This is a genomic window from Halorussus lipolyticus, assembly GCF_029338375.1.
Classification (GTDB): Archaea; Halobacteriota; Halobacteria; order Halobacteriales; family Haladaptataceae; genus Halorussus; species Halorussus lipolyticus.
Genome location: NZ_CP119804.1, coordinates 1,966,293 through 1,983,844, shown reverse-complemented (window position 1 = coordinate 1,983,844; position 17,552 = coordinate 1,966,293). Strand labels below are relative to the sequence as shown.

The window sequence follows — 17,552 nt, the reverse complement described above, 5'->3', positions numbered from 1 at the left end:
CGGGTCGCTCTCGCTCGCAACTCAAAAACCTATTACCGCCCCGGAACCGAGATGAAGACATGACGAGAGAACCCCCGGCGACGAACGAGGGTTGGTACGCGCTACACGATTTCCGGACCATCGACTGGGACGCGTGGCGCTCCGCGCCCGACCGAGAGCGCGAGACAGCACTCGAAGACGGCATCTCGTTCTTCCGCAATCGCGTGGACGTGACCGACGCCGAGGAGGGCTCCTCGGCCATCTTCTCGATGCTCGGGCACAAGGCCGACCTGCTGGTGATTCACTTCCGGCCGACGATGGCGGACCTCGACACCGCCGAGCGGGCCTTCGAGGACACCGCGTTCGCCGAGTACACCGACCAGTCGAACTCCTACGTCTCGGTGACGGAGGTCGGCGGCTACACCTCCGACGAGATGACCAAGCCCCCCGAGGAAATCGAGGACACCGGTCTCGCGCGCTACGCCGAGAGCAAACTCTACCCCGACATTCCGGACAGCGAGTTCGTCTGTTTCTACCCGATGGACAAGCGCCGCGCGCCCGGCGAGAACTGGTACGACCTGCCATTCGACGAGCGCGCCGAGATGATGGACACCCACGGCGAAATCGGCAAGACCTACGCCGGACAGGTCAAGCAAATCATCACCGGGTCCATCGGCATGGACGACTACGAGTGGGGTGTGGACCTGTTCAGTAACGACCCAAAGCACATCAAGGACCTGCTCTACGAACTCCGGTTCGACGAGAGCAGTTCGAAGTACGCCGAGTTCGGTCCCTTCTACTTCGGTCGGCAGTTCCCGCCCGAGGACCTCCCCCAGTTCATGGCGGGCGAGGAGATTCCTGCGACGGATGCAGACGACGACTCCGGCCACCCCCACGGCGAGGGCGGCCATCCCCACGGCGATTCGGAGGGCCACGGCGACGGCGAGGGCGGCCATCACGACCACGGCGACGACGGTGGCCACCACGGCGGTCACGACCACGGCGGCGACGACGGCGACGACGAGGGCGACATCCGGGGCGAACTCGAGGACCTCGACATCTACGCGGGCCAACCCCACGGCGAGGACGTGTACGCGATGGTCCTCTACTCCGAGGCCGACCCCGACGAGCTATTCGACGAGGTAGACGGTCTCCGGAGCAACTTCGACCACTACGACACCCACGTCAAGACCGCGGTCTACCAGACCCGCGAGACAGCCGAGAGCGGTCGCTCGGCGGTCGTGAGCATCTGGGAGACCCAGAGCGCGGCCGATACCGCGGGCGGGTTCCTCGCCGACCTGCCGGGCATCGTGGCCCGCGCAGGTGAGGAAAGCGGCTTCGGCACGATGGGGATGTTCTACACCGTCAAGCCCGACAAGCGCGAGGACTTCGTGGACAAGTTCGAGACGGTCGGCGAAGTCTTGGAAGACATGGACGGCCACCTCGAATCCAACCTGCTGGCCAACCGCGAGGACGAGAACGACATGTTCATCGCAAGCCAGTGGGAGTCCAAGGACGACGCGATGTCGTTCTTCCGCAGTGACGCCTTCTCGGACACGGTTGACTGGGGCCGGGACGTGCTGGCCGACCGGCCGCGACACGTCTTCTTGGCCTAATCGGTTCTCAGGCCGTCTGAGACGCCACACTTTCTGAAATCGGCGGTCGGGCGTCCGGAGAAGTTTCCACACTCCCCGCCGCAACCAAAACCCCCATCAAGTCAGAATGAGAAGATACGGGTAAGTGACTACGGAGGACCCTGTATGACTAAACGACACGTGACCCTCCCCGACGAGATGGAAGCCTCGTTGGAGGAGTTTATCGCGGAAGTGGACGAGCGACTGGCGAGCGACGAGGACACCTGCGCGGTCGTCGAGGAGGTACTGGTGGACCTCCACGGCGACAGGGACGCCTACGACCGCTGGCAGGACGGCGAGCGCGTCACGCCCGCCGAGAAGGTCCGCCTCCAGAGCTACGACCCCTGTAACGCCACGCTCGAAAGCGAGTACTACGCCGAGAAGGACGAACAGAAGTTCCAACGCTCGAAGCACCTCCAGTGGCTCTGGCGGCAGTTCGACGCCACGCCGATGGCCGACAACGTGGAGTTCGCGCTCCGGTTCCGCGCGATGCTGGCAGACCACTTGTTCGCCGAGTGCGGCGACGACTGCCGATTCTTCAAGGGAATCACGTTCACCTACGGCCACAACATCACGCTCGGCGACAACGTGGTGGTCCACGACGACGTGCATCTGGACGACCGCGGCGAGTTGACCGTCGGCGACCGGGTTTCTATCTCCGACTCTGCGCACGTCTACAGCCACGACCACGACGTGGTGGACCAGACCGAAGTCGAGAACTACCACACCGTCATCGAGGACGACGTGCGAATCACCTACGACGCGATGGTCCGGGCGGGCGTCCGTGTCGGCGAGAACGCCATCGTCGCCGCCAAGTCCATCGTCCAGAGCGACGTGCCGGCCCACCACATCGTGGCCGGGCAACCGGCAAAGAGCATCAAAGTCAAACCCGGTTGGGAGGACGCGGCACAACCGGTGGACTCGGACGCCGAGACCGACAAAGAGGCCCGCAGAATCGAGTACGACCTGCCCGACGACTTGGAGGTCTACGACGAGTTTCAGCGCGACCTGAATCCGCCCGGCGACGAGTGAACGACCGGACCCCCGGCGACCCTTCCTAAAACGGTTTTCAAACCAGTCATTTCGAAAGCCACCCACATGTTTATGATGGGATAGTAAATACGTGCTAATCAATGGCGGTACTCGGAGTCGGCTGGCAGTTCCTTACGTACGTCCTCGGCTACGGACTCGCAACGCTGGGGTGTGGCGTCGCCCTCTTGCGGGCGAGGCGAGTCACTGACCGCGACACCCGCCGGGGCCTCGTCGCGCTCCTCGTCACCAGCGGCGGATGGGCCGGTCTCCAACTCGCTTTCTTGGTCGTTCCGGGTCGAACCGCCCAGTACGCCGCCTACCTCCTCAGCCTCGTCGTCGGCCTGACGACGGTCGGCGCGTGGCTCTACTTCTGTTCGGCGTACACCGGGCGGTCCTTCCACAGAAACGCCGGTTACCGCCGGACTGCGGTGACAGTGTATCTCCTCATCGTCGGAGTGAAACTCACGAACCCGATTCACGGACTCTACTTCACGACCTCGCCCGCGACCGCGCCGTTTCCCCACCTGACGATTCACCACCAGACCTTCCACTGGGTCGTGTCGGGCCTCTCCTACGCGCTCGTCGCGGTCGGATTCTTCATGCTCTACGAGTTGTTCCTCGAAGCGGACTACGACGTGCGGCCCCTCGGAGCGATTGTCGCGACGACCGGTCTCCCGGTCGCGCTCGACATAATCGGGTTTGCCACGCCGCGTCTCATCGACATCAACTACGAACCGCTGGGCGTCGCCGTCTTCGCGCTGGGCGTCCTCTACGTCTTCGAAGGCCGGTTCCTCGCGGTCCAACTCACCGATGGCGTGGATTCAGCCGTGGTGTATCTCGACGCCGACGACCGAATCCGGGACGCCAACGACCGCGCCCGCTCGCTGTTTCCGGCCCTCGCCGACGCGACCGGCGAGTCGCTGGCCACCGCCGCCCCCGAACTCGGCGCGCGAGTCGGGACCGAGGACGCCGTTCTGAAGCGCCGACGCGACGACGAGACCCGGTACTATCTCGTCAGCGACACCGCCTTCTCGCTCGGACAGGCCGACATCGGGCGGATGGTGGTAATCAGCGACGTGACCGAGACCGAACGCCGTCGCCGGGAGTTGGAGCGCCAGAACGACCAACTCGAAGGGTTCGCCGCCGCCATCAGACACGAACTCCTCAACACCCTCCAGATAGTCAGCGGCCGGGTCGCGTTGGCCGGGCAGGCGCTCGACGACGGCGACGTGCAGACCGCCCGCGAGTCGTTGCGGACGGCCTCGGGGGCGGCCGACCGCATGACGACGGTCGTCGGCGACTTGTCCGACCTCGCGCGCCACGGACAGACGCTCGAAGGGACGGCCCGCCTCGACTTCCGGTCGGTCGTGCAGTCAGGGTGGGAGTCGGTTGCGGCCGACGACCTCGCGCTCTCGGTGGTCGGCGACGGCACGATTCGGGCCGACGAGGCCCGGTTGGAGGACCTTTTCAAGAGCGCCTTCTCGTTCGCCGACCACAACGGCGCGACCGAGGTCACGGTTCGATTCCGCGACGATGGTTTCGTCATTCGGGGCGACGGTGAGGCCCCGCCGAGCGACGACACCAAAGCGTTCTTCGAGTACGGCGTCTCGGCCCCGGACGCGGAGGCGGGCATGGCCCTCCCGAACGTCAGGACGCTCGCGCAAGTTCACGGCTGGGCGGTCGAAATCGACGCGACCTACCGCGAGGGCGTCCGCCTCGTCGTCTCCGGCGCGTCGGTCGAGCGCGAGTCGCCCGCCCCGCGTGAGAGCGTTTCGCCGCCTTCGACACCTTTGTAACGCCCAGTCGCCACGCTCCGAGACGTGTCTCTCGTCTCCGCGCTCGGGACAGCCATCCTGCCGGTCCTGTCGGTGGCCGCGGTCGGGTTCCTTCTGGGGAAAGCCCGCGACATCGACGTGGACCCGCTGGGGACCGTCACCATCTACGTCCTGACGCCCGCGCTCATCTTCTACAGCCTCGCTACTTCCGAGATTTCGGGCGGACTGGCCGCGAGGTTGATTGGTGGGGTCGCCCTGTTCACGCTGGCGATGGTCGCGCTGGCCGAGGGCGTCGGTCGCTTGCTCGGCGAGTCCGAACCCGCGCTTGGGGCGCTGGTCCTCTCGTCGTCGTTTCCGAACGCGGGCAACTACGGTATCCCGCTGTCGGCGTTCGCGTTCGGCGCTGTCGGGCGCTCGACCGCGGTGCTGTTCATCGCTGGCCAGTCGGTGCTGATGTACACGGTCGGCGTCTATCTGGCGTCTCGGGGCGACGAGTCGGACCTCCGAGGAGCCTTCGCCGAAGTGTTCCGCCTCCCGCTGGTCTACGCCGTGGTCGCGGCGTGGGCCGCCAGATGGCTCGGGGTCGTGCCCGCCACCGATACCCCAGCGATGGAGACGCTGAAGTTGGTCGGCGACGCCGCCATCCCCGTGATGTTGCTGATGCTCGGCATCCAACTCGCCAACACCCAGCACGGCGCGGCCATCTCGCGGGTCGGGGTCTCGAACGGTCTGAAACTTCTCGTCGCGCCGCTGGTCGGCGTGGTGGTCGCGCTCCTGCTGGGCCTCGGGGCGAACCCCGACGTGGCCCGCGTGTTCGTCTTGGAGTGCGGGATGCCCGCCGCGGTCACGCCCCTCATCCTGACCATCGAGTACGACTCGGGCGCTGGTGACGACGGCCTGACCGGTCCGGAGTACGTCAGCACCGCCATCTTCGCCAGCACCGTCGCCAGCGTTGTGACGCTCACGGGCCTCATCGCGGTGCTGAAAGCCGGGATACTGATTTGAAAACGAGGAGTCCGGCGGTGCTACTGATACCGACCCCGGCCCTCGACCTCTCGGAGTCGGTCGAGGACCGCTTCGTCGCCGACCTCGGCGTAGGTCTCCTCGAACGCCCGCCGGAGCGACTCGGCGTCGTCGGCGGTGCCCGCGAGGCTCTGGGCGAAGACGTGGAGGTCCATCGCGTAGTCCTCGGCGTCGTCGGTGTTGTAGCCCAGTCCGAAGTCGATGAGGTAGGTGCGCTCCGGCCCGACCCTGACGTTTCTGGTCGTCGGGTCGCCGTGGACGAACCCCGCGCCGTGAATCTCTGCGAGGTGGCGAGCCACGTCGCGGACGCGCTCTGTGGTGAGTTCTTCCCGGAGGTCGGTCTCGCCGACGCGCTCGAAGACTAACCGGCCCTCGTCGGGGTCCACGTCGTAGACGACTGGGGTGGGGACGCCGTGCCTGCGGGCCTCGCTGGTGAGGCGCGCTTCGAGGACGGTCCGGTCGCGCCGGAGTTTGGCGTCGAGTTGCGGGTGGCGGTAGCTCTTGGGCAGGCGACGCTTGGTCACGCGCTCGTCGCCGATTTCGACCGTGGCCTCCGCGCCTTTGACTTCCGCGCCCTCGTCGCGCCAGACCCCGACCGGCTCCGACCCGGAACGCCACGTCACGTCCACTTGGTCGGGCCGGAAGTTGGGGTCCACCGCCGAATTTTCGACTTCGATGGTGTCGCCCGCGCGGACCATCTCCGCGCCGAGGACCGCTATCATCCCGGCGTTGTCCCGGAGGAACCGGGGTTCGGGCGCGTAGAAGTCGGCACCGCGCTGGTCGCACATCTCCTGCAACATCTCCCGGAGGCGAGCGTTCTGGCCGACACCGCCGCCGAGGACCAACTCGTCGCTCCCGGTCAGCGACAGCGCGCGCTCGGCGACTTCGGTCAGCATGGCGAAGACGTTCTCTTGGAGCGAGTAGCAGACGTCCTCGACTGGGACGCCGCCCTCCTCGCGCTGTCGCCCGTCGTAGGCGTCCTTGGCGGCGCTCATGATGCCCGAAAAGGAAAAGTCCATTCCCTTGACCACGTAGGGTAACTCGACGTACTCGCCGTCTCTGGCGGCGTCCTCGACCTTCGGGCCGCCGGGGTGGGACCACCCGACGTGTCGGGTGAACTTGTCGATGGCGTTACCGACCCCGGTGTCCATCGTCTCGCCGAGGACGCGGTACCGGCCGTTCCGATACCCGAGGACGTGGGCGTTCGCCCCGGACGCGTTCAGGCAGACCGGCGACGAGAACCCGGATTGCTGGCGGCCGATTTCGAGGTGCGCGACCATGTGGTTGACGCCGACGAGTGGCACGTCGAGAGTCTGGGCCAGCGCCCGCGCCGCGGTCCCGACGGTTCGCAGGCAGGGACCGAGACCGGGGCCGCGCGAGAACGCCACCGCGTCGATGGGACCGTCGGCCTCCGCGAGTGCTGTCTCGATGACCCGCGGAATCGCGTCGCTCATGTGTTCGGCGGCCTCGCGCGGATGAATGCCGCCGCTCTCCGGCTGGTAGGCGTCGGTTTCGATAAAAACTGAGTCGGTGTCGTAGACGCCGTCAGAAGCGAGTTCTGACGAGCCTTCACTCGCTTCGCTCGTGAAGACCGCGGCGCTCGCGGCCCACGCGGTGCCCTCTACTGCGAGGACCCGCATCTCGTTACTTCCACTCGGTGTAACCGCACCGACCGCAGTGGCGGCGGTCGTCGTGTTCCGCGAGGAACGCGTCACCGCACCGGGTACACTGCTCTTTGTCGGTGGTACCGTCGTCGTTGTAGTAGTCGTGTCGTGCCATTATTCAGCCTCCTCCGCCTCGGCCTCGCCTTCGGCGTCCGCGGAAATCTTGTTGCGTTCGAGCATGTAATCCTGCTCGACGTCGCGGGCGTGTTCGGGGCTGTCGTAGACCTTCGCGTAGCCGACGGTCTTTCGCATGCCGAACTTGGTGTTCATCTCGTGAACCACGACTTCGCTCGAATCCTTGTCCAGCTTGGCCGCGAGACTGTCGCGGACCGAGAGCCGGGAGGGCGTGGCTTCGTCGTGGACTATCTGGAACCGCACTTCGGACCGGTGGAGCATCGGATTCTGCTCCTCGGAGAGGATTTCGACTTCCATGTGTATCGCTCAGTTACTGACTACTTGGCCACGTAGACTGTAAAAGAATTTCGAAGTGCCGGGTTCTCCGCTGTGCCTCCGTTTGATGTGAATGTTGGAATCTATTCAGAAGTAAATGAAAATAAGGGGTTAGATTACTACAGAATGGTTGGAAAGATTCTTGTTTACCGCCGCGATATAAACGACGTATGGTACAGATTCATAACAGTTCCATCACTATCCAATTAATTATATCTATACTTGTAGTTAGTTCATTGAGTGGCTGTTTAGGAGGGCCGGGCGAAACAGGGGATACATCGACCACCACAACAGAAGATCAAATTCACGCCACAGGGGAGATGATGGAGATTCTCGATAAAAGTGAGCGTGTAAACGATGTACTGGTAAACAACACGTACACCTACAAAACTGGCAAGTACAATCGCACAAAAGGAACGGCAGTTGCTTATATCGAAACGGGTCAGTCGAATGATTCGGACGGCCAACTATATAGGGTAGAAATGAACATAGATTCTGGAAAAGTCACATCACTCAGAAGAGCCAATAGAGTTAATCTAACCACCTCTGAGTAGATGTATATTTCAGCGCTTAGGAACAAAATATTATGAAAAGACTTATTTTCCACCTCCAAACACCAATATTTGCATGTCGGACAAAGATATGGAATAAGATAGAAGAAGTGTATTAAAAACACTCGGTTCAACTAGTATCGGTCTTGCTGGAGGAGGTTCACTCCTAGATTCGGCCGCGATTGATACTGTTCGTGGTGCAACTGATAGCCCTCAGGAGGAGTGGTCGAAGAGCGCAAAAGTCGAAGACTTGGACTTTGGGAATATCGGTGTCTATCTAGCTACTGACGTTGGCTGGCACGGCGCGACGTGGGTGAGTAGTCGTAGCGCATGGGAACACAATTTCCGGGAAGTCACGACAATATCGTCACGTGACACTAGTGACGGGAGTGACCTCTGCGCGATTCAAAAACACGAAGTGTGGGTAAATCAAGGAACGACTCCCGCGATTGGAGACTATTCTGGCGATAAATACGTCGGAGTAGAACCTGAACAAACCAAAAACGACTACGATCACACTGACCTTGCCGTTGACTTAGCTGAGAAAGCTATCACGACCCTCAGCGTATGGGCAGACTTTGCGATTACGGCGAACAATTTGGTCGGTAAGATGCACGCGGATGGAGGAGATGGGGCGAGTTATCCTGTTCATCATATCTGGGACTACTATAGTGACGACGCCTACGTTTACTGTGACGTGGGACACTACAAGTGGTGGACAGCAGACGTTGGAAGCGGAGATACTGCCCGCTTCGACGTGAAAACAAAGGCATACGGCACGAACAATCACGATTGTAGTGTCACCTTCAACTTCAAAATCAGCGGAGATAATATTCCGTCGGAGGGGAATGTCGGAACGTTATCGACAGCGACGACGACGGAACAAGATGGATGGAAAGTAGAGAAGATTCCGGAAGCAAAAATCGACAAACGAGCAGAAGAACTTCCGATTCCAGACAGTACTGTCGAAGAAATCAAAAGAGAGGGTGGCCCAGCGTATTTCGCACACGAGGCACCGATTGAACTCGTTGACGTAACAGCAGACAGCTCCGAATCAGCCTGAGAGGAGTTCAGCCAAAACCTCTACGGAACCGTCCATCTGCTCCAACAACTCACACATCTCCTGTTCAAGCTCCGCCGTTACCTCGGCGAGGACCATCCCCTCGTCTGGTTGCCCGTAGACGACGCTCGCGCCGAGCGGCGCGGCGACGATGGCGGGCAGGGCTACGAGGTCCTCCTCGCCCTCGACCACGATGACGGTCGGTTCAGGGTCGGCGATGGCCTCGCAAAGGGCTTCGACCATCTCTCGGGAGATAGCTCCTGCGGGGTTCTCGACGTGGACCTCGCGGGCGGTCTCGCCGAGGCGGGCGACGCCCTCGGCTACGTCGTCTTCGACCTCCTCGCGCTTGGTCAGGCCGTCCACCACGGCCACGTCGGGGGTGACGCCAGCGCGTTCGAGGTGGTAAGTCACTACGTCGCCGACGGCGATGAGGGGTCCGTCGCTGGTTTCGGAGAGTAGCGACTCTGCGTCGGTGAAAATCGGTCCCATCGGCTCCTTGAGTTCCCCGCGCAGGTCGGCGGGTAAGGTGACGAGGACGTCGCTCACGGTCGCCTTACCGGACCTTCAGCGCGTACTTGCCGGCCTTGTCCACTTCCATCTCCTCGGCGATTTCGCTCTCGTCGGGGTGGGAGATGATGACGAAGCCACTCCAGTCCTCGGTGAGACTGGTCGAACCGCAGATGGGACAGGTGTCCTCGTCGGGTTCGGCCACGGCGTGACACTCGCGGCAGGCGAGACGGTCACTTGCCATCGTTATTCACTCTCGGTGGTCGCTTGGCGCTTCTCGCGCTCCTCTTTCAGCCAGCCGTGCTTGCCGAGGCCGACCTGCTTGGCGGTGAGGCCGATTTTGCTCTCGCGCGGGTTGCGCTCGTCGATGCTCTTGGTGACGATGCGCGCCCGAACCGAGTCACCGACACCGAGCGTGCGGTTGGACTCGCGGGACGCGAGCATCTGGCCCTCCTCGTCGTAGGCGAGGTACTCGTCCGAAATCTGGGAGACGTGGAGGAGTCCGTCCACCGGACCGATGCCCACGAAGGCACCGAAGTTGACCACTTCCACGATTTCCCCGTCCACGACTTCCTGCATCTTGGGGTCGTACGTGACCGCGTCGAAGTCGGCCTCGTAGTAGACGCCCGGTCGGTTCGGGAGGACCGCGCCGTCACCGATGTCGTTGACGTTCACGACGCTGACGACGCTCCCGACGTCTTCGTCCATTCGACCCTCCAGTTTGTCCTGCAGGAGCTTCTTCACTAGATTCGGCGTCACGTCCGCGAGGTGTTCGGGGGGAACCTCGACTGTATCCTTGAGTCTGACCCGTTTGTACATGCTAAGGTTTGCTGATTGCGAGTTTGTTCCGGCCCCTTATATGAATTACCGGTGCGCCCGCGTCGAGCAGGCGCTGTTTGAGGGGACCGTCGTTCGTGACGACGTAGTCGAACTCGTCGGCGAGTTCGACCAATACGTCGTCGGCGTACGATGCTTCGTGTTCAATCGTCCGACACCGCTCGTCTGCCAAGTCCGCGCCCACGCTGGCCGCGACGGCTTCCTCGCTCGCGCCGTCCGAGAGCTTCGCAAGTTCGTCGCGGACCGCTTCGGGGACCACGCAGTCGAAGTCGCCTACCAGTCGCTGTAGCTCCTCGAAGACCCGCACGTCGCACTCGACCGGCATCATGAGCGCGCTGGTGTCGAAGGCGACCGTGGCGACCATCCTACTCTTGGAGCGTGCCGACGCCGATGAGTCGCCAGCGAGCGCCGATGCGCCGGTTGATGGCGATTTGCGCGCCGGCAGGTGCGCAGACCGGTCGCTTGAGTGCGACCTCACACTCGCCTTCGCGGGCGCTGGTCACGGACCCGACCGTGGTCGCGGTGCCGATGGTGAGCATCAGCGGTTCGCCGGTCGAGATGTCGTCGATGTCTTGGTCGTCGAGACCCACGAGACGTTCGAGCAGGTCCACCTCCATGGTGAACTGCTCCCACGTCGGCGGGAGGGTGCCGGGCGTCCCGGCGACCTGTCCCGCGAGGGCGTCACCCTTCGTGAGGCTCGGGTCCAGTCCCGTACCGACGCCGAGCAGACCGCCCGGCGTCACTTCGTCTACCGTGTCGCCGCCCGCCTGAAGCGAGCGCACGTCGGTCTGGATGGACTCCCAGCGGGTCTCGCCGCCTTCTTCGACCTCTCGGCCGGGGCGGAGTTCGAGGTCGTCGCCCTGCGTTAGCTTGCCCTCGACGAGACTGCCGCCGAGGACGCCGCCGACGAGTCCGTCCCACTCCGTGCCGGGACGGTTGATGTCGAAGCTCCGCGCGACGTGCATCCGGGGGTCGGCGTCCGGGTCGCGCTCGGGCGTCGGAATCTCCTCTTCGACCGCCTGAATCAGGAGGTCGATGTTGACCTCCTGCTGGGCCGAGATGGGGACGACCGGCGCGTCTTCCGCGACGGTCCCCTCCACGAACTCCTGAATCTCCTCGTAGTTACGCTCGGCCTGCTCGCGGTCAACGAGGTCGATTTTGTTCTGGGCGATGACGATGTTGTCGATGCCGATGATGTCCAGCGCCATCAGATGCTCCTCGGTCTGGGCCTGCGGGACGGGTTCGCTGGCCGAGACGACCAGCACCGCGCCGTCCATGATGGCCGCGCCAGAGAGCATCGTCGCCATCAGCGTCTCGTGACCGGGTGCGTCCACGAACGACACCGTGCGAAGCGGTTCGCTCTCGCTCCCGTCGGGACACTCCTCGTCTACCGTGTATCGCTGGGGCGCGTCGAGACCGGGACATTGCCGGAACGTGGCGTCTGCGTACCCGAGCCGGATGGAGATGCCACGTTTCATCTCCTCGGAGTGCTGGTCGGTCCATTCGCCGGAAAGCGCCTGCACGAGCGTCGTCTTTCCGTGGTCTACGTGACCTACCAGTCCGATATTCACCTCCGGTTGGGAGTAATTTCCTGTCAAAGTTGACCTCCTGAAGTAATTCTACTGGAAGATTCGCCCTGAAAGCCTGATAAACCTACTGTTCTCGCTCGGGGGTTGGGCCGAGGTGTCACGTCGTCGGTGCGGGTCACTCGGTGCTATCCACCTCGCGTCTGTCGCCGATACACGTCGTAGAGGACCCCTGTGGTAATCACGACGCCCGCGAGGACGATGAACTGGTCTTCCCGACTCTCGAACAGTCCCGTTCGCTGGGGCGCGGGTTGCGGTCTCTGTTGCTGGTCTTTCAGGGCCATCTCGCTCCCGACGACCCACCACGCGCAGGGTCAAACTAATTTCGGTCGGGAGGGTCCGGCGCAGTCCGGTCCGGTCGGCGACCGTGGTGGACTCGCCGGGCGCATGTGAGAATGGTTACAGAAATGCGCTCAAGGCAACACTTTAGCCGCATGCGGTCGCAGGTCTTCCCATGAGCGGAACAACCGGGCCGAACGCAGACGAGTCCACGATTCGAGACTGTGAGAACTGCGTGGCCCCGGCCGAGGCCTTCTCGGTCATCGCAAACGAGACGCGACTGTCGATTCTGGAGGCGCTCTGGCAGGCCCCGGACCGGCCGGTGAGTTTCTCGGAGCTACGGCGCGAGGTCGGCATGCGAGACAGCGCACAGTTCAACTACCACCTCAAGCAACTCACTGACCACTTCGTGGTCCAGACCGGCGACGGCTACGACTTTCGGCAGGCGGGCAAGAAAGTGGTCCGCGCGATTCTGGCGGGGTCGTTCAACGAACACCCCGAGATGGGACCGTTCGAGGTCACGGGCACCTGCGCCGAGTGCGGGTCGAACTTGCAGGCCTACTACGACGACGAGATGCTGGCCATCGAATGCACCGACTGCGAGCGGAATCACGGCCAGTACCCCTTCCCGCCGGGCGGCCTGAACGACCGGACCCGCGAGGAGATTATGGACGCGTTCAACCAGCGCGTGCGCCACCTCCACTGTCTCGCCGCGGATGGGGTCTGCCCGGAGTGCAACGGTCGGATGGACACTACCGTCACCCGCGACACCGAGGACTACCTCGGCTTGGAGGTCCGCGTGGACCACGAGTGCCAGCAGTGTCGGCACCAGCTATACTCGGCGGTTGGCCTGTCGCTCCTCGACCAGTCCGATGTCGTCACGTTCCACCGCGAACACGGCGTGGACCTCTGCACGACGCCCTACTGGGACCTCGCGTGGTGCGTGAGCGACCAGCACACGACGGTTCTCTCCGACGACCCGTGGAAGCTACTGGTCGAGATTCCGCTGGACGACGAGGTGCTGTCGGTGACCCTCGACGGCGACCTGACCGTTTTGGAGATGGAGCGAACCTGCGAGTCGGCGTCCGCCGAGGAGGGCGCGCAGGCGATTTCTGACTAACTAATCCATTCTTTTAGAGTCTTTCTTATTTTCTTTGGCAACCTGTAGATGTCTTTAGCGGTGAATCGCCGCCGACCGGTGAGACGGCAGATAGGGTCGCCGTATCGACAACTGCATCCTCGATAACCGCGACCGCAACTGCGACTGCTTCTACTGTTGATTCTGTGAGACCTGCCACCGCAACCGCGACCGCAACTGCGACCGCTTCTATCATTGAACCGATGAAAACAGCACCCGCAACCGCCACCGCATCCGCGACAGCATCCGACCGGATTTTAGCCACTCACGTCGCCTTGTAGAGTTCGACGGTGAACACCGACCCTCGCGGGTTGTCGTCGCCATCGTCACCGTTGCCGTCGCCGTCACCGTCGGCATCCAGCGCGTCGGTCGAGAGGCCTTCGACCGGTCGGTTCTCGACCCACACGTCGCCGCCGTACTGCTCTACGAGGGTGTGGACGAGGTAGAGACCGATGCCGGTTCCGGAACTCTCCGGTCCCATCTCTCCCTTGCCGAAGATTTCGTCTCGGCGCTGTTCGGGCACGCCGGGACCGTCGTCGGCGATGCGGACGAGGACCCGACTCTCGCGCTCCTCGACTTCGACCTCGACCGAGGGGTCGGGCGCGTCGTTGTGCCGGACCGCGTTGCTCAGCAAGTTGCCGAACACCGACGAGAGCAACTCGTTGGCCTGCACCGAGACGTTCGGGAGGTCGCCGACCACCGAGATGGTCGCGTCCTCGAACGACCGCCTGTTCTTCTCGACTTCGGTTTCGAGGACCTGCCGGAGGTTCGTCGCTCTGAGTTCGACCCCGGTGTCGTCGCCCATCGACTCCACGAAGTCGCGGGCGATGCTGGTCAACTCGTCGATGTGACTGCACGTGTCTCGAACCCGGTCGAGGTACTCCTCGCCGTCGTCTTCCACGAACCCCGAGAGGGCCTCGGACCACCCGAGGAGCAACTGCACATCGTTGTTGATGTCGTGGCGGACGAGGCGGTTGATGACCGCTAGCTCCTCGGTCCGGTTCTCCAACTCCCGCTCGTGGCGCTTCTGCTGGGTGATGTCCCGCGAGATGAGTTGAAACGAGTCGGTCTCCCCGCCGCGACTCACCGGCACGGCGATGTTGTGAAAGTGCCGGATTCCCACCGTGTCTTGGAAGGTCACCGCCGAATCCGCCGTGATTGCGGTTCGGCCTCGCTCGATACGGCCCTCTGCGGTGTCCTCGGGAAGCACCTCGGAGAGGTGTTGGCCGACCAACTCAGATTGCGTGGCGTTGAACGACGTTTCCATCGCGGCGTTCGCGGCCAAGATGGTCCCGTCGTCCCGGACCTGCGCGATTTCTTCTGGCGTGTTGTCCACCAGCAGTTTGTACTTCTCGCGGGCGGTCCGCTGGGCGACGACGTTCTCGATGCGGTTGGCCAGCAGTTCCAGCGACTCCTGTTCGCTGACCTGATTCTTCCTGAGGTAGTCGTCCACTCCGGCCCCGATGGCCCTGCTCGCGGTCTGTTCGTCGCCCCGCGCCGTCAGCAGGATGAATGGCAAATCGTACTCGTCCTCGACGCGCTCATAGAGTTCGAGGCCCGTCATCTCGGGCATCTCGTAGTCGCTCACGATACAATCGACGGACTCGTCGTCTAGCAGTTCCAGCGCCGCTGTGCCGCCGTCGGCCGTCAGAACGGAGATGTCGTGATTGGACCCGAGTTTGTCGGAGACGACGGTGAGAAAGAAGTCGCTGTCGTCCACGACGAGTACCTCGATTGGCCCCGAACGTAACATGGGCGAGTCTTAATTTGCAACTATTTATCCGTTTGGTAATAGACTCTCGCGGTTCGGAATCTCGACGCATCGACCGGAAAGCGCGCTCCTCAGTTCTCGGCCAACCAGTCCGCGAACTTCGCCAGCGCCCGACCGCGGTGGGAAATCGCGTTCTTGCGCTCGGTACTCATCTCCGCCATCGTCGTCCCCTCGTGTTCGAAGATGGGGTCGTAACCGAACCCGCCGTCTCCGCGGGGCGCGACGATGCGACCCGGCACCGAACCGTCGAATGTTTGGGCCTCCTCGCCGTCGTAGTAAGCCACCACGCACCGGAAGCGCGCTCGCCGGTTCTCCTCCCGCTCTGCCAGTTTCCAGACGCGTTCTACTCCCACAGTATCCTCGACATACGACGAGTACGGCCCCGGAAAGCCACCCAGCGCGTCCACGAACAGGCCAGCGTCGTCCACGACCACGGGGTCCTCGCCGCCGGTGTCCTCGAAGGCTTCCTTCGCCCCGGCGACTGCGATTTCCGCGAGGTCGTCGCTCTGGATTTCGGTGTAGTCGTAGTTGACCTGCTCCACGTCGTCGGTGAGGTACTCGCGGGCCTCCTCGACTTTCCCCTCGTTGCTCGTGACGAACCTGATGGTCATGCTCGTGGCTCTCGCTCGGAGTGGGTCGGGGTTATGGGTGTTGGTTCGGCGGAAGTCGGGAACCCTGTTCCGAATCGCCCGTTTGACAGCTCTGAAATCGCAACCCCTTACCTCCCGCGCCGACTGGTTTCGGACATGAGTACGATTCGGGTCGCGTGGGGCACCGGGACCGGACCCACCGAGATGTCCTCCTACGACGCCGCGCTGGCCGACGCCAACCTCCACAACTACAACCTCGTCGCGGTCTCCTCGGTGATTCCGGCCAACGCCGAGGTCGAGGAGGTCGGCACGGCCCCAAATCTCGGTCCCGCCGGTGAGCGCCTGACGGTCGTGGAGGCCCGCGCCACTCGCGCTGGCCCCGGCACGGTCTCGGCCGGACTCGGGTGGACCACGACCGAGGCCGAATCGGGAGCGGACGCCGAGGACGATTCGGCGGACGAGACCGGCCCCGGCCTGTTCTACGAAAGCGCGGGCGAGGCCGACCCCGAAGCAGTCGCCGAGCGCGTCCGAACCGGTCTCACAGCGGGCCGGGACCTCCGCGATTGGGAGTTTACCGACGAGGAGATTCGGACCGCGACGACCGACGCCGAGTCGGGCACCTACGCCACGGCGGTCGTGCTGGCGGTCTACGGCGACAGCGAGCCGATTTGCTAATCGGGAACCGATTCCGTGACATGCCCTGCCGAAGCCGAGAACTTTTATTACGTCGGGCACTAACTCACGCTCAGCAGATAGATGAACGGAAATACCCCCTACGCGGGCGTTCCCGGAAAGGCCCCGGCCGGTAAGCGTGCCAGCAACGACGTGCCGGACCTCTCCCCCGAGCAGAAGGAGTCGCTCCGCGACAGTATCACCGCGATTGCGACTCTGACCCGCGAGTTTCTCCCCGACGAGTACGTCGTCGGGTCGAAAGTCGCCGACAACGGCAACGGCGCGCAGGCTCAAGTCTCTGTCCAACCGCCGGTCGGCCGCCCGGTCAGCGCCGGGTTCCAACCGGGCCTCGAAGATTTCGACGGTAACGACCTCGAAACTCACGAGGAGGACGAAGTGGCTCGTGGCCTCGCGGCCAGCGCCGCGATGCAGGTCAAGCAGGTGATGGGCGACGACATCACGCCGACCGCTCGGTAGGCAGACCTCGACTCACGCTGACCGTCCGCCGACTCTGCCGCGAGGACCGCCGTTCCCCCTGCGCGGGCCGCGCCGCGTCGGTGGGTCCCGAAAGAGGACGTGGCCGACGCCAATCGCGGACAGCACCGCGCCAGCCGACACGCCCGTCGAGAGCGGAATCCCAGCGAATTTTCCGACGAGCAGGCCGACCACCAGCGGGACCGGCAGAAGCGCGAGAACGAGGTCGTAGTACGACAGCGACGGTACTCCGGCGTTACCACTGGGTAGTAGGTTTTGCCCGAGCATGAAATCACCTTCCAGTGGGAGAATACGGTCCGGTTCGACTAAAAATTATCGCTAGGTGGTAGCGGCGAGTGCCCGAGGGCGTCCGACCGACGGAAGAATCTTTTACATTCGTTAGGGGAAGAATATTACGTGCAAAGAATATACAATTATTTCTTTACGTTCTCAGAGCGGCGAGATAGGGGACGACTCCGAGTCGGCGAGAGGAATGGACAGGGGAGCGTGCTGACGGACGGGTCGCCGTC

At 63.3% G+C, this 17,552-nt stretch carries 22 protein-coding genes; 9 read left to right on the top strand and 13 right to left on the bottom strand.

Features of this window, described 5'->3' with window-relative positions; all coding sequences use genetic code 11:
• Positions 1–59 precede the first annotated feature (59 nt).
• The 4 genes from P2T57_RS10130 to P2T57_RS10115 all read left to right on the top strand — a co-directional run bounded on the left by P2T57_RS10130 (position 60) and on the right by P2T57_RS10115 (position 5,425).
• On the top strand, positions 60–1,595 hold the full coding sequence (locus P2T57_RS10130) for a heme-binding protein (protein ID WP_276299083.1): 1,536 nt from the start codon (positions 60–62) through the stop codon (positions 1,593–1,595).
• Positions 1,596–1,739: 144 nt separating this feature from the next.
• Positions 1,740–2,645 carry an acyltransferase gene (locus tag P2T57_RS10125; RefSeq protein ID WP_276299082.1) on the top strand — a complete coding sequence of 302 codons (906 nt, stop codon included), beginning with the start codon at positions 1,740–1,742 and terminating at the stop codon, positions 2,643–2,645.
• Positions 2,646–2,746: 101 nt separating this feature from the next.
• Positions 2,747–4,441, top strand: coding sequence for a sensor histidine kinase (locus P2T57_RS10120; protein WP_276299081.1), 1,695 nt, complete (start codon positions 2,747–2,749; stop codon positions 4,439–4,441).
• Between the two features lie 24 nt (positions 4,442–4,465).
• Entirely contained in the window at positions 4,466–5,425 is a 960-nt protein-coding gene (locus tag P2T57_RS10115; protein WP_276299080.1) for an AEC family transporter, read from the top strand.
• Positions 5,426–5,445: 20 nt separating this feature from the next.
• Here P2T57_RS10115 and P2T57_RS10110 read toward each other — a convergent pair whose 3' ends face one another.
• The 3 genes from P2T57_RS10110 to P2T57_RS10100 are packed head-to-tail and all read right to left on the bottom strand — an operon-like array spanning position 5,446 to position 7,539.
• Entirely contained in the window at positions 5,446–7,083 is a 1,638-nt protein-coding gene (locus P2T57_RS10110) for a bifunctional N(6)-L-threonylcarbamoyladenine synthase/serine/threonine protein kinase (protein WP_276299079.1), read from the bottom strand.
• A 4-nt stretch (positions 7,084–7,087) separates the two neighbouring features.
• Complete coding sequence (locus P2T57_RS10105) at positions 7,088–7,222, bottom strand: 30S ribosomal protein S27ae (protein WP_276299078.1); 135 nt, start codon at positions 7,220–7,222, stop codon at positions 7,088–7,090.
• The gene (locus P2T57_RS10100) at positions 7,222–7,539 is read right to left on the bottom strand and encodes a 30S ribosomal protein S24e (protein WP_276299077.1); all 318 of its coding nucleotides are present in this window, start codon (positions 7,537–7,539) and stop codon (positions 7,222–7,224) included. Before P2T57_RS10100 ends, P2T57_RS10105 begins: the two co-directional genes overlap by 1 nt.
• A gap of 188 nt (positions 7,540–7,727) precedes the next feature.
• On the opposite strand from P2T57_RS10100, the gene P2T57_RS10095 reads away from it, so the two are divergent.
• Together P2T57_RS10095 and P2T57_RS10090 are read left to right on the top strand one after the other, a co-directional pair.
• Positions 7,728–8,111, top strand: coding sequence for a hypothetical protein (locus tag P2T57_RS10095; protein ID WP_276299076.1), 384 nt, complete (start codon positions 7,728–7,730; stop codon positions 8,109–8,111).
• Between the two features lie 310 nt (positions 8,112–8,421).
• Positions 8,422–9,171 carry a hypothetical protein gene (locus tag P2T57_RS10090; protein WP_276299075.1) on the top strand — a complete coding sequence of 250 codons (750 nt, stop codon included), beginning with the start codon at positions 8,422–8,424 and terminating at the stop codon, positions 9,169–9,171.
• On the opposite strand, the gene P2T57_RS10085 is transcribed toward P2T57_RS10090, so the two are convergent.
• The 6 genes from P2T57_RS10085 to P2T57_RS10060 all read right to left on the bottom strand — a co-directional run bounded on the left by P2T57_RS10085 (position 9,163) and on the right by P2T57_RS10060 (position 12,382).
• Complete coding sequence (locus P2T57_RS10085; RefSeq protein ID WP_276299074.1) at positions 9,163–9,714, bottom strand: GTP-dependent dephospho-CoA kinase family protein; 552 nt, start codon at positions 9,712–9,714, stop codon at positions 9,163–9,165. The genes P2T57_RS10090 and P2T57_RS10085 overlap by 9 nt on opposite strands.
• 7 nt (positions 9,715–9,721) lie before the next feature.
• Positions 9,722–9,919 carry a transcription elongation factor subunit Spt4 gene (gene spt4, locus P2T57_RS10080; RefSeq protein ID WP_276299073.1) on the bottom strand — a complete coding sequence of 66 codons (198 nt, stop codon included), beginning with the start codon at positions 9,917–9,919 and terminating at the stop codon, positions 9,722–9,724.
• 2 nt (positions 9,920–9,921) lie between these two features.
• Positions 9,922–10,494: a DNA-directed RNA polymerase gene (locus P2T57_RS10075; protein WP_276299072.1), complete on the bottom strand. Its 573-nt coding sequence runs from the start codon at positions 10,492–10,494 to the stop codon at positions 9,922–9,924.
• Position 10,495: 1 nt separating this feature from the next.
• Entirely contained in the window at positions 10,496–10,876 is a 381-nt protein-coding gene (locus P2T57_RS10070; protein ID WP_276299071.1) for a DUF188 domain-containing protein, read from the bottom strand.
• Position 10,877: 1 nt separating this feature from the next.
• Positions 10,878–12,110 carry a translation initiation factor IF-2 subunit gamma gene (locus tag P2T57_RS10065; RefSeq protein WP_276299070.1) on the bottom strand — a complete coding sequence of 411 codons (1,233 nt, stop codon included), beginning with the start codon at positions 12,108–12,110 and terminating at the stop codon, positions 10,878–10,880.
• Between the two features lie 116 nt (positions 12,111–12,226).
• Complete coding sequence (locus tag P2T57_RS10060; protein ID WP_276299069.1) at positions 12,227–12,382, bottom strand: hypothetical protein; 156 nt, start codon at positions 12,380–12,382, stop codon at positions 12,227–12,229.
• 170 nt (positions 12,383–12,552) lie between these two features.
• On the opposite strand from P2T57_RS10060, the gene P2T57_RS10055 reads away from it, so the two are divergent.
• Positions 12,553–13,497: a winged helix-turn-helix domain-containing protein gene (locus tag P2T57_RS10055; RefSeq protein WP_276299068.1), complete on the top strand. Its 945-nt coding sequence runs from the start codon at positions 12,553–12,555 to the stop codon at positions 13,495–13,497.
• 25 nt (positions 13,498–13,522) lie between these two features.
• On the opposite strand, the gene P2T57_RS10050 is transcribed toward P2T57_RS10055, so the two are convergent.
• From P2T57_RS10050 to P2T57_RS10040, 3 genes are all read right to left on the bottom strand, one after another.
• Positions 13,523–13,780 (bottom strand): hypothetical protein, encoded by a 258-nt coding sequence (locus P2T57_RS10050; protein WP_276299067.1) that lies wholly within the window; start codon positions 13,778–13,780, stop codon positions 13,523–13,525.
• On the bottom strand, positions 13,781–15,268 hold the full coding sequence (locus P2T57_RS10045; protein ID WP_276299066.1) for a response regulator: 1,488 nt from the start codon (positions 15,266–15,268) through the stop codon (positions 13,781–13,783). It abuts the gene before it with no gap.
• An 89-nt stretch (positions 15,269–15,357) separates the two neighbouring features.
• Entirely contained in the window at positions 15,358–15,897 is a 540-nt protein-coding gene (locus P2T57_RS10040; RefSeq protein WP_276299065.1) for an XTP/dITP diphosphatase, read from the bottom strand.
• A gap of 135 nt (positions 15,898–16,032) precedes the next feature.
• On the opposite strand from P2T57_RS10040, the gene P2T57_RS10035 reads away from it, so the two are divergent.
• Together P2T57_RS10035 and P2T57_RS10030 are read left to right on the top strand one after the other, a co-directional pair.
• A complete protein-coding gene (locus P2T57_RS10035; protein ID WP_276299064.1) occupies positions 16,033–16,551 on the top strand; it encodes a pyruvoyl-dependent arginine decarboxylase in 519 nt (172 codons plus the stop codon).
• A gap of 81 nt (positions 16,552–16,632) precedes the next feature.
• The gene (locus tag P2T57_RS10030) at positions 16,633–17,025 is read left to right on the top strand and encodes a DUF5811 family protein (protein ID WP_276299063.1); all 393 of its coding nucleotides are present in this window, start codon (positions 16,633–16,635) and stop codon (positions 17,023–17,025) included.
• A 12-nt stretch (positions 17,026–17,037) separates the two neighbouring features.
• Here P2T57_RS10030 and P2T57_RS10025 read toward each other — a convergent pair whose 3' ends face one another.
• On the bottom strand, positions 17,038–17,310 hold the full coding sequence (locus P2T57_RS10025; RefSeq protein WP_276299062.1) for a DUF8015 family protein: 273 nt from the start codon (positions 17,308–17,310) through the stop codon (positions 17,038–17,040).
• Positions 17,311–17,552 lie beyond the last annotated feature (242 nt).

Excerpts from the sequence above, each read along its gene's own strand:
- P2T57_RS10040 (WP_276299065.1), bottom strand. The coding sequence starts at position 15,897 with ATGACCATCAGGTTCGTCACGAGCAACGAGGGGAAAGTCGAGGAGGCC.
- P2T57_RS10035 (WP_276299064.1), top strand. The coding sequence starts at position 16,033 with ATGAGTACGATTCGGGTCGCGTGGGGCACCGGGACCGGACCCACCGAG.
- spt4 (WP_276299073.1), bottom strand. The coding sequence starts at position 9,919 with ATGGCAAGTGACCGTCTCGCCTGCCGCGAGTGTCACGCCGTGGCCGAA.
- P2T57_RS10125 (WP_276299082.1), top strand. The coding sequence starts at position 1,740 with ATGACTAAACGACACGTGACCCTCCCCGACGAGATGGAAGCCTCGTTG.
- P2T57_RS10075 (WP_276299072.1), bottom strand. The coding sequence starts at position 10,494 with ATGTACAAACGGGTCAGACTCAAGGATACAGTCGAGGTTCCCCCCGAA.
- P2T57_RS10030 (WP_276299063.1), top strand. The coding sequence starts at position 16,633 with ATGAACGGAAATACCCCCTACGCGGGCGTTCCCGGAAAGGCCCCGGCC.
- P2T57_RS10105 (WP_276299078.1), bottom strand. The coding sequence starts at position 7,222 with ATGGCACGACACGACTACTACAACGACGACGGTACCACCGACAAAGAG.
- P2T57_RS10060 (WP_276299069.1), bottom strand. The coding sequence starts at position 12,382 with ATGGCCCTGAAAGACCAGCAACAGAGACCGCAACCCGCGCCCCAGCGA.
- P2T57_RS10100 (WP_276299077.1), bottom strand. The coding sequence starts at position 7,539 with ATGGAAGTCGAAATCCTCTCCGAGGAGCAGAATCCGATGCTCCACCGG.
- P2T57_RS10045 (WP_276299066.1), bottom strand. The coding sequence starts at position 15,268 with ATGTTACGTTCGGGGCCAATCGAGGTACTCGTCGTGGACGACAGCGAC.
- P2T57_RS10110 (WP_276299079.1), bottom strand. The coding sequence starts at position 7,083 with ATGCGGGTCCTCGCAGTAGAGGGCACCGCGTGGGCCGCGAGCGCCGCG.
- P2T57_RS10120 (WP_276299081.1), top strand. The coding sequence starts at position 2,747 with ATGGCGGTACTCGGAGTCGGCTGGCAGTTCCTTACGTACGTCCTCGGC.
- P2T57_RS10130 (WP_276299083.1), top strand. The coding sequence starts at position 60 with ATGACGAGAGAACCCCCGGCGACGAACGAGGGTTGGTACGCGCTACAC.
- P2T57_RS10070 (WP_276299071.1), bottom strand. The coding sequence starts at position 10,876 with ATGGTCGCCACGGTCGCCTTCGACACCAGCGCGCTCATGATGCCGGTC.
- P2T57_RS10025 (WP_276299062.1), bottom strand. The coding sequence starts at position 17,310 with ATGCTCGGGCAAAACCTACTACCCAGTGGTAACGCCGGAGTACCGTCG.
- P2T57_RS10055 (WP_276299068.1), top strand. The coding sequence starts at position 12,553 with ATGAGCGGAACAACCGGGCCGAACGCAGACGAGTCCACGATTCGAGAC.
- P2T57_RS10095 (WP_276299076.1), top strand. The coding sequence starts at position 7,728 with ATGGTACAGATTCATAACAGTTCCATCACTATCCAATTAATTATATCT.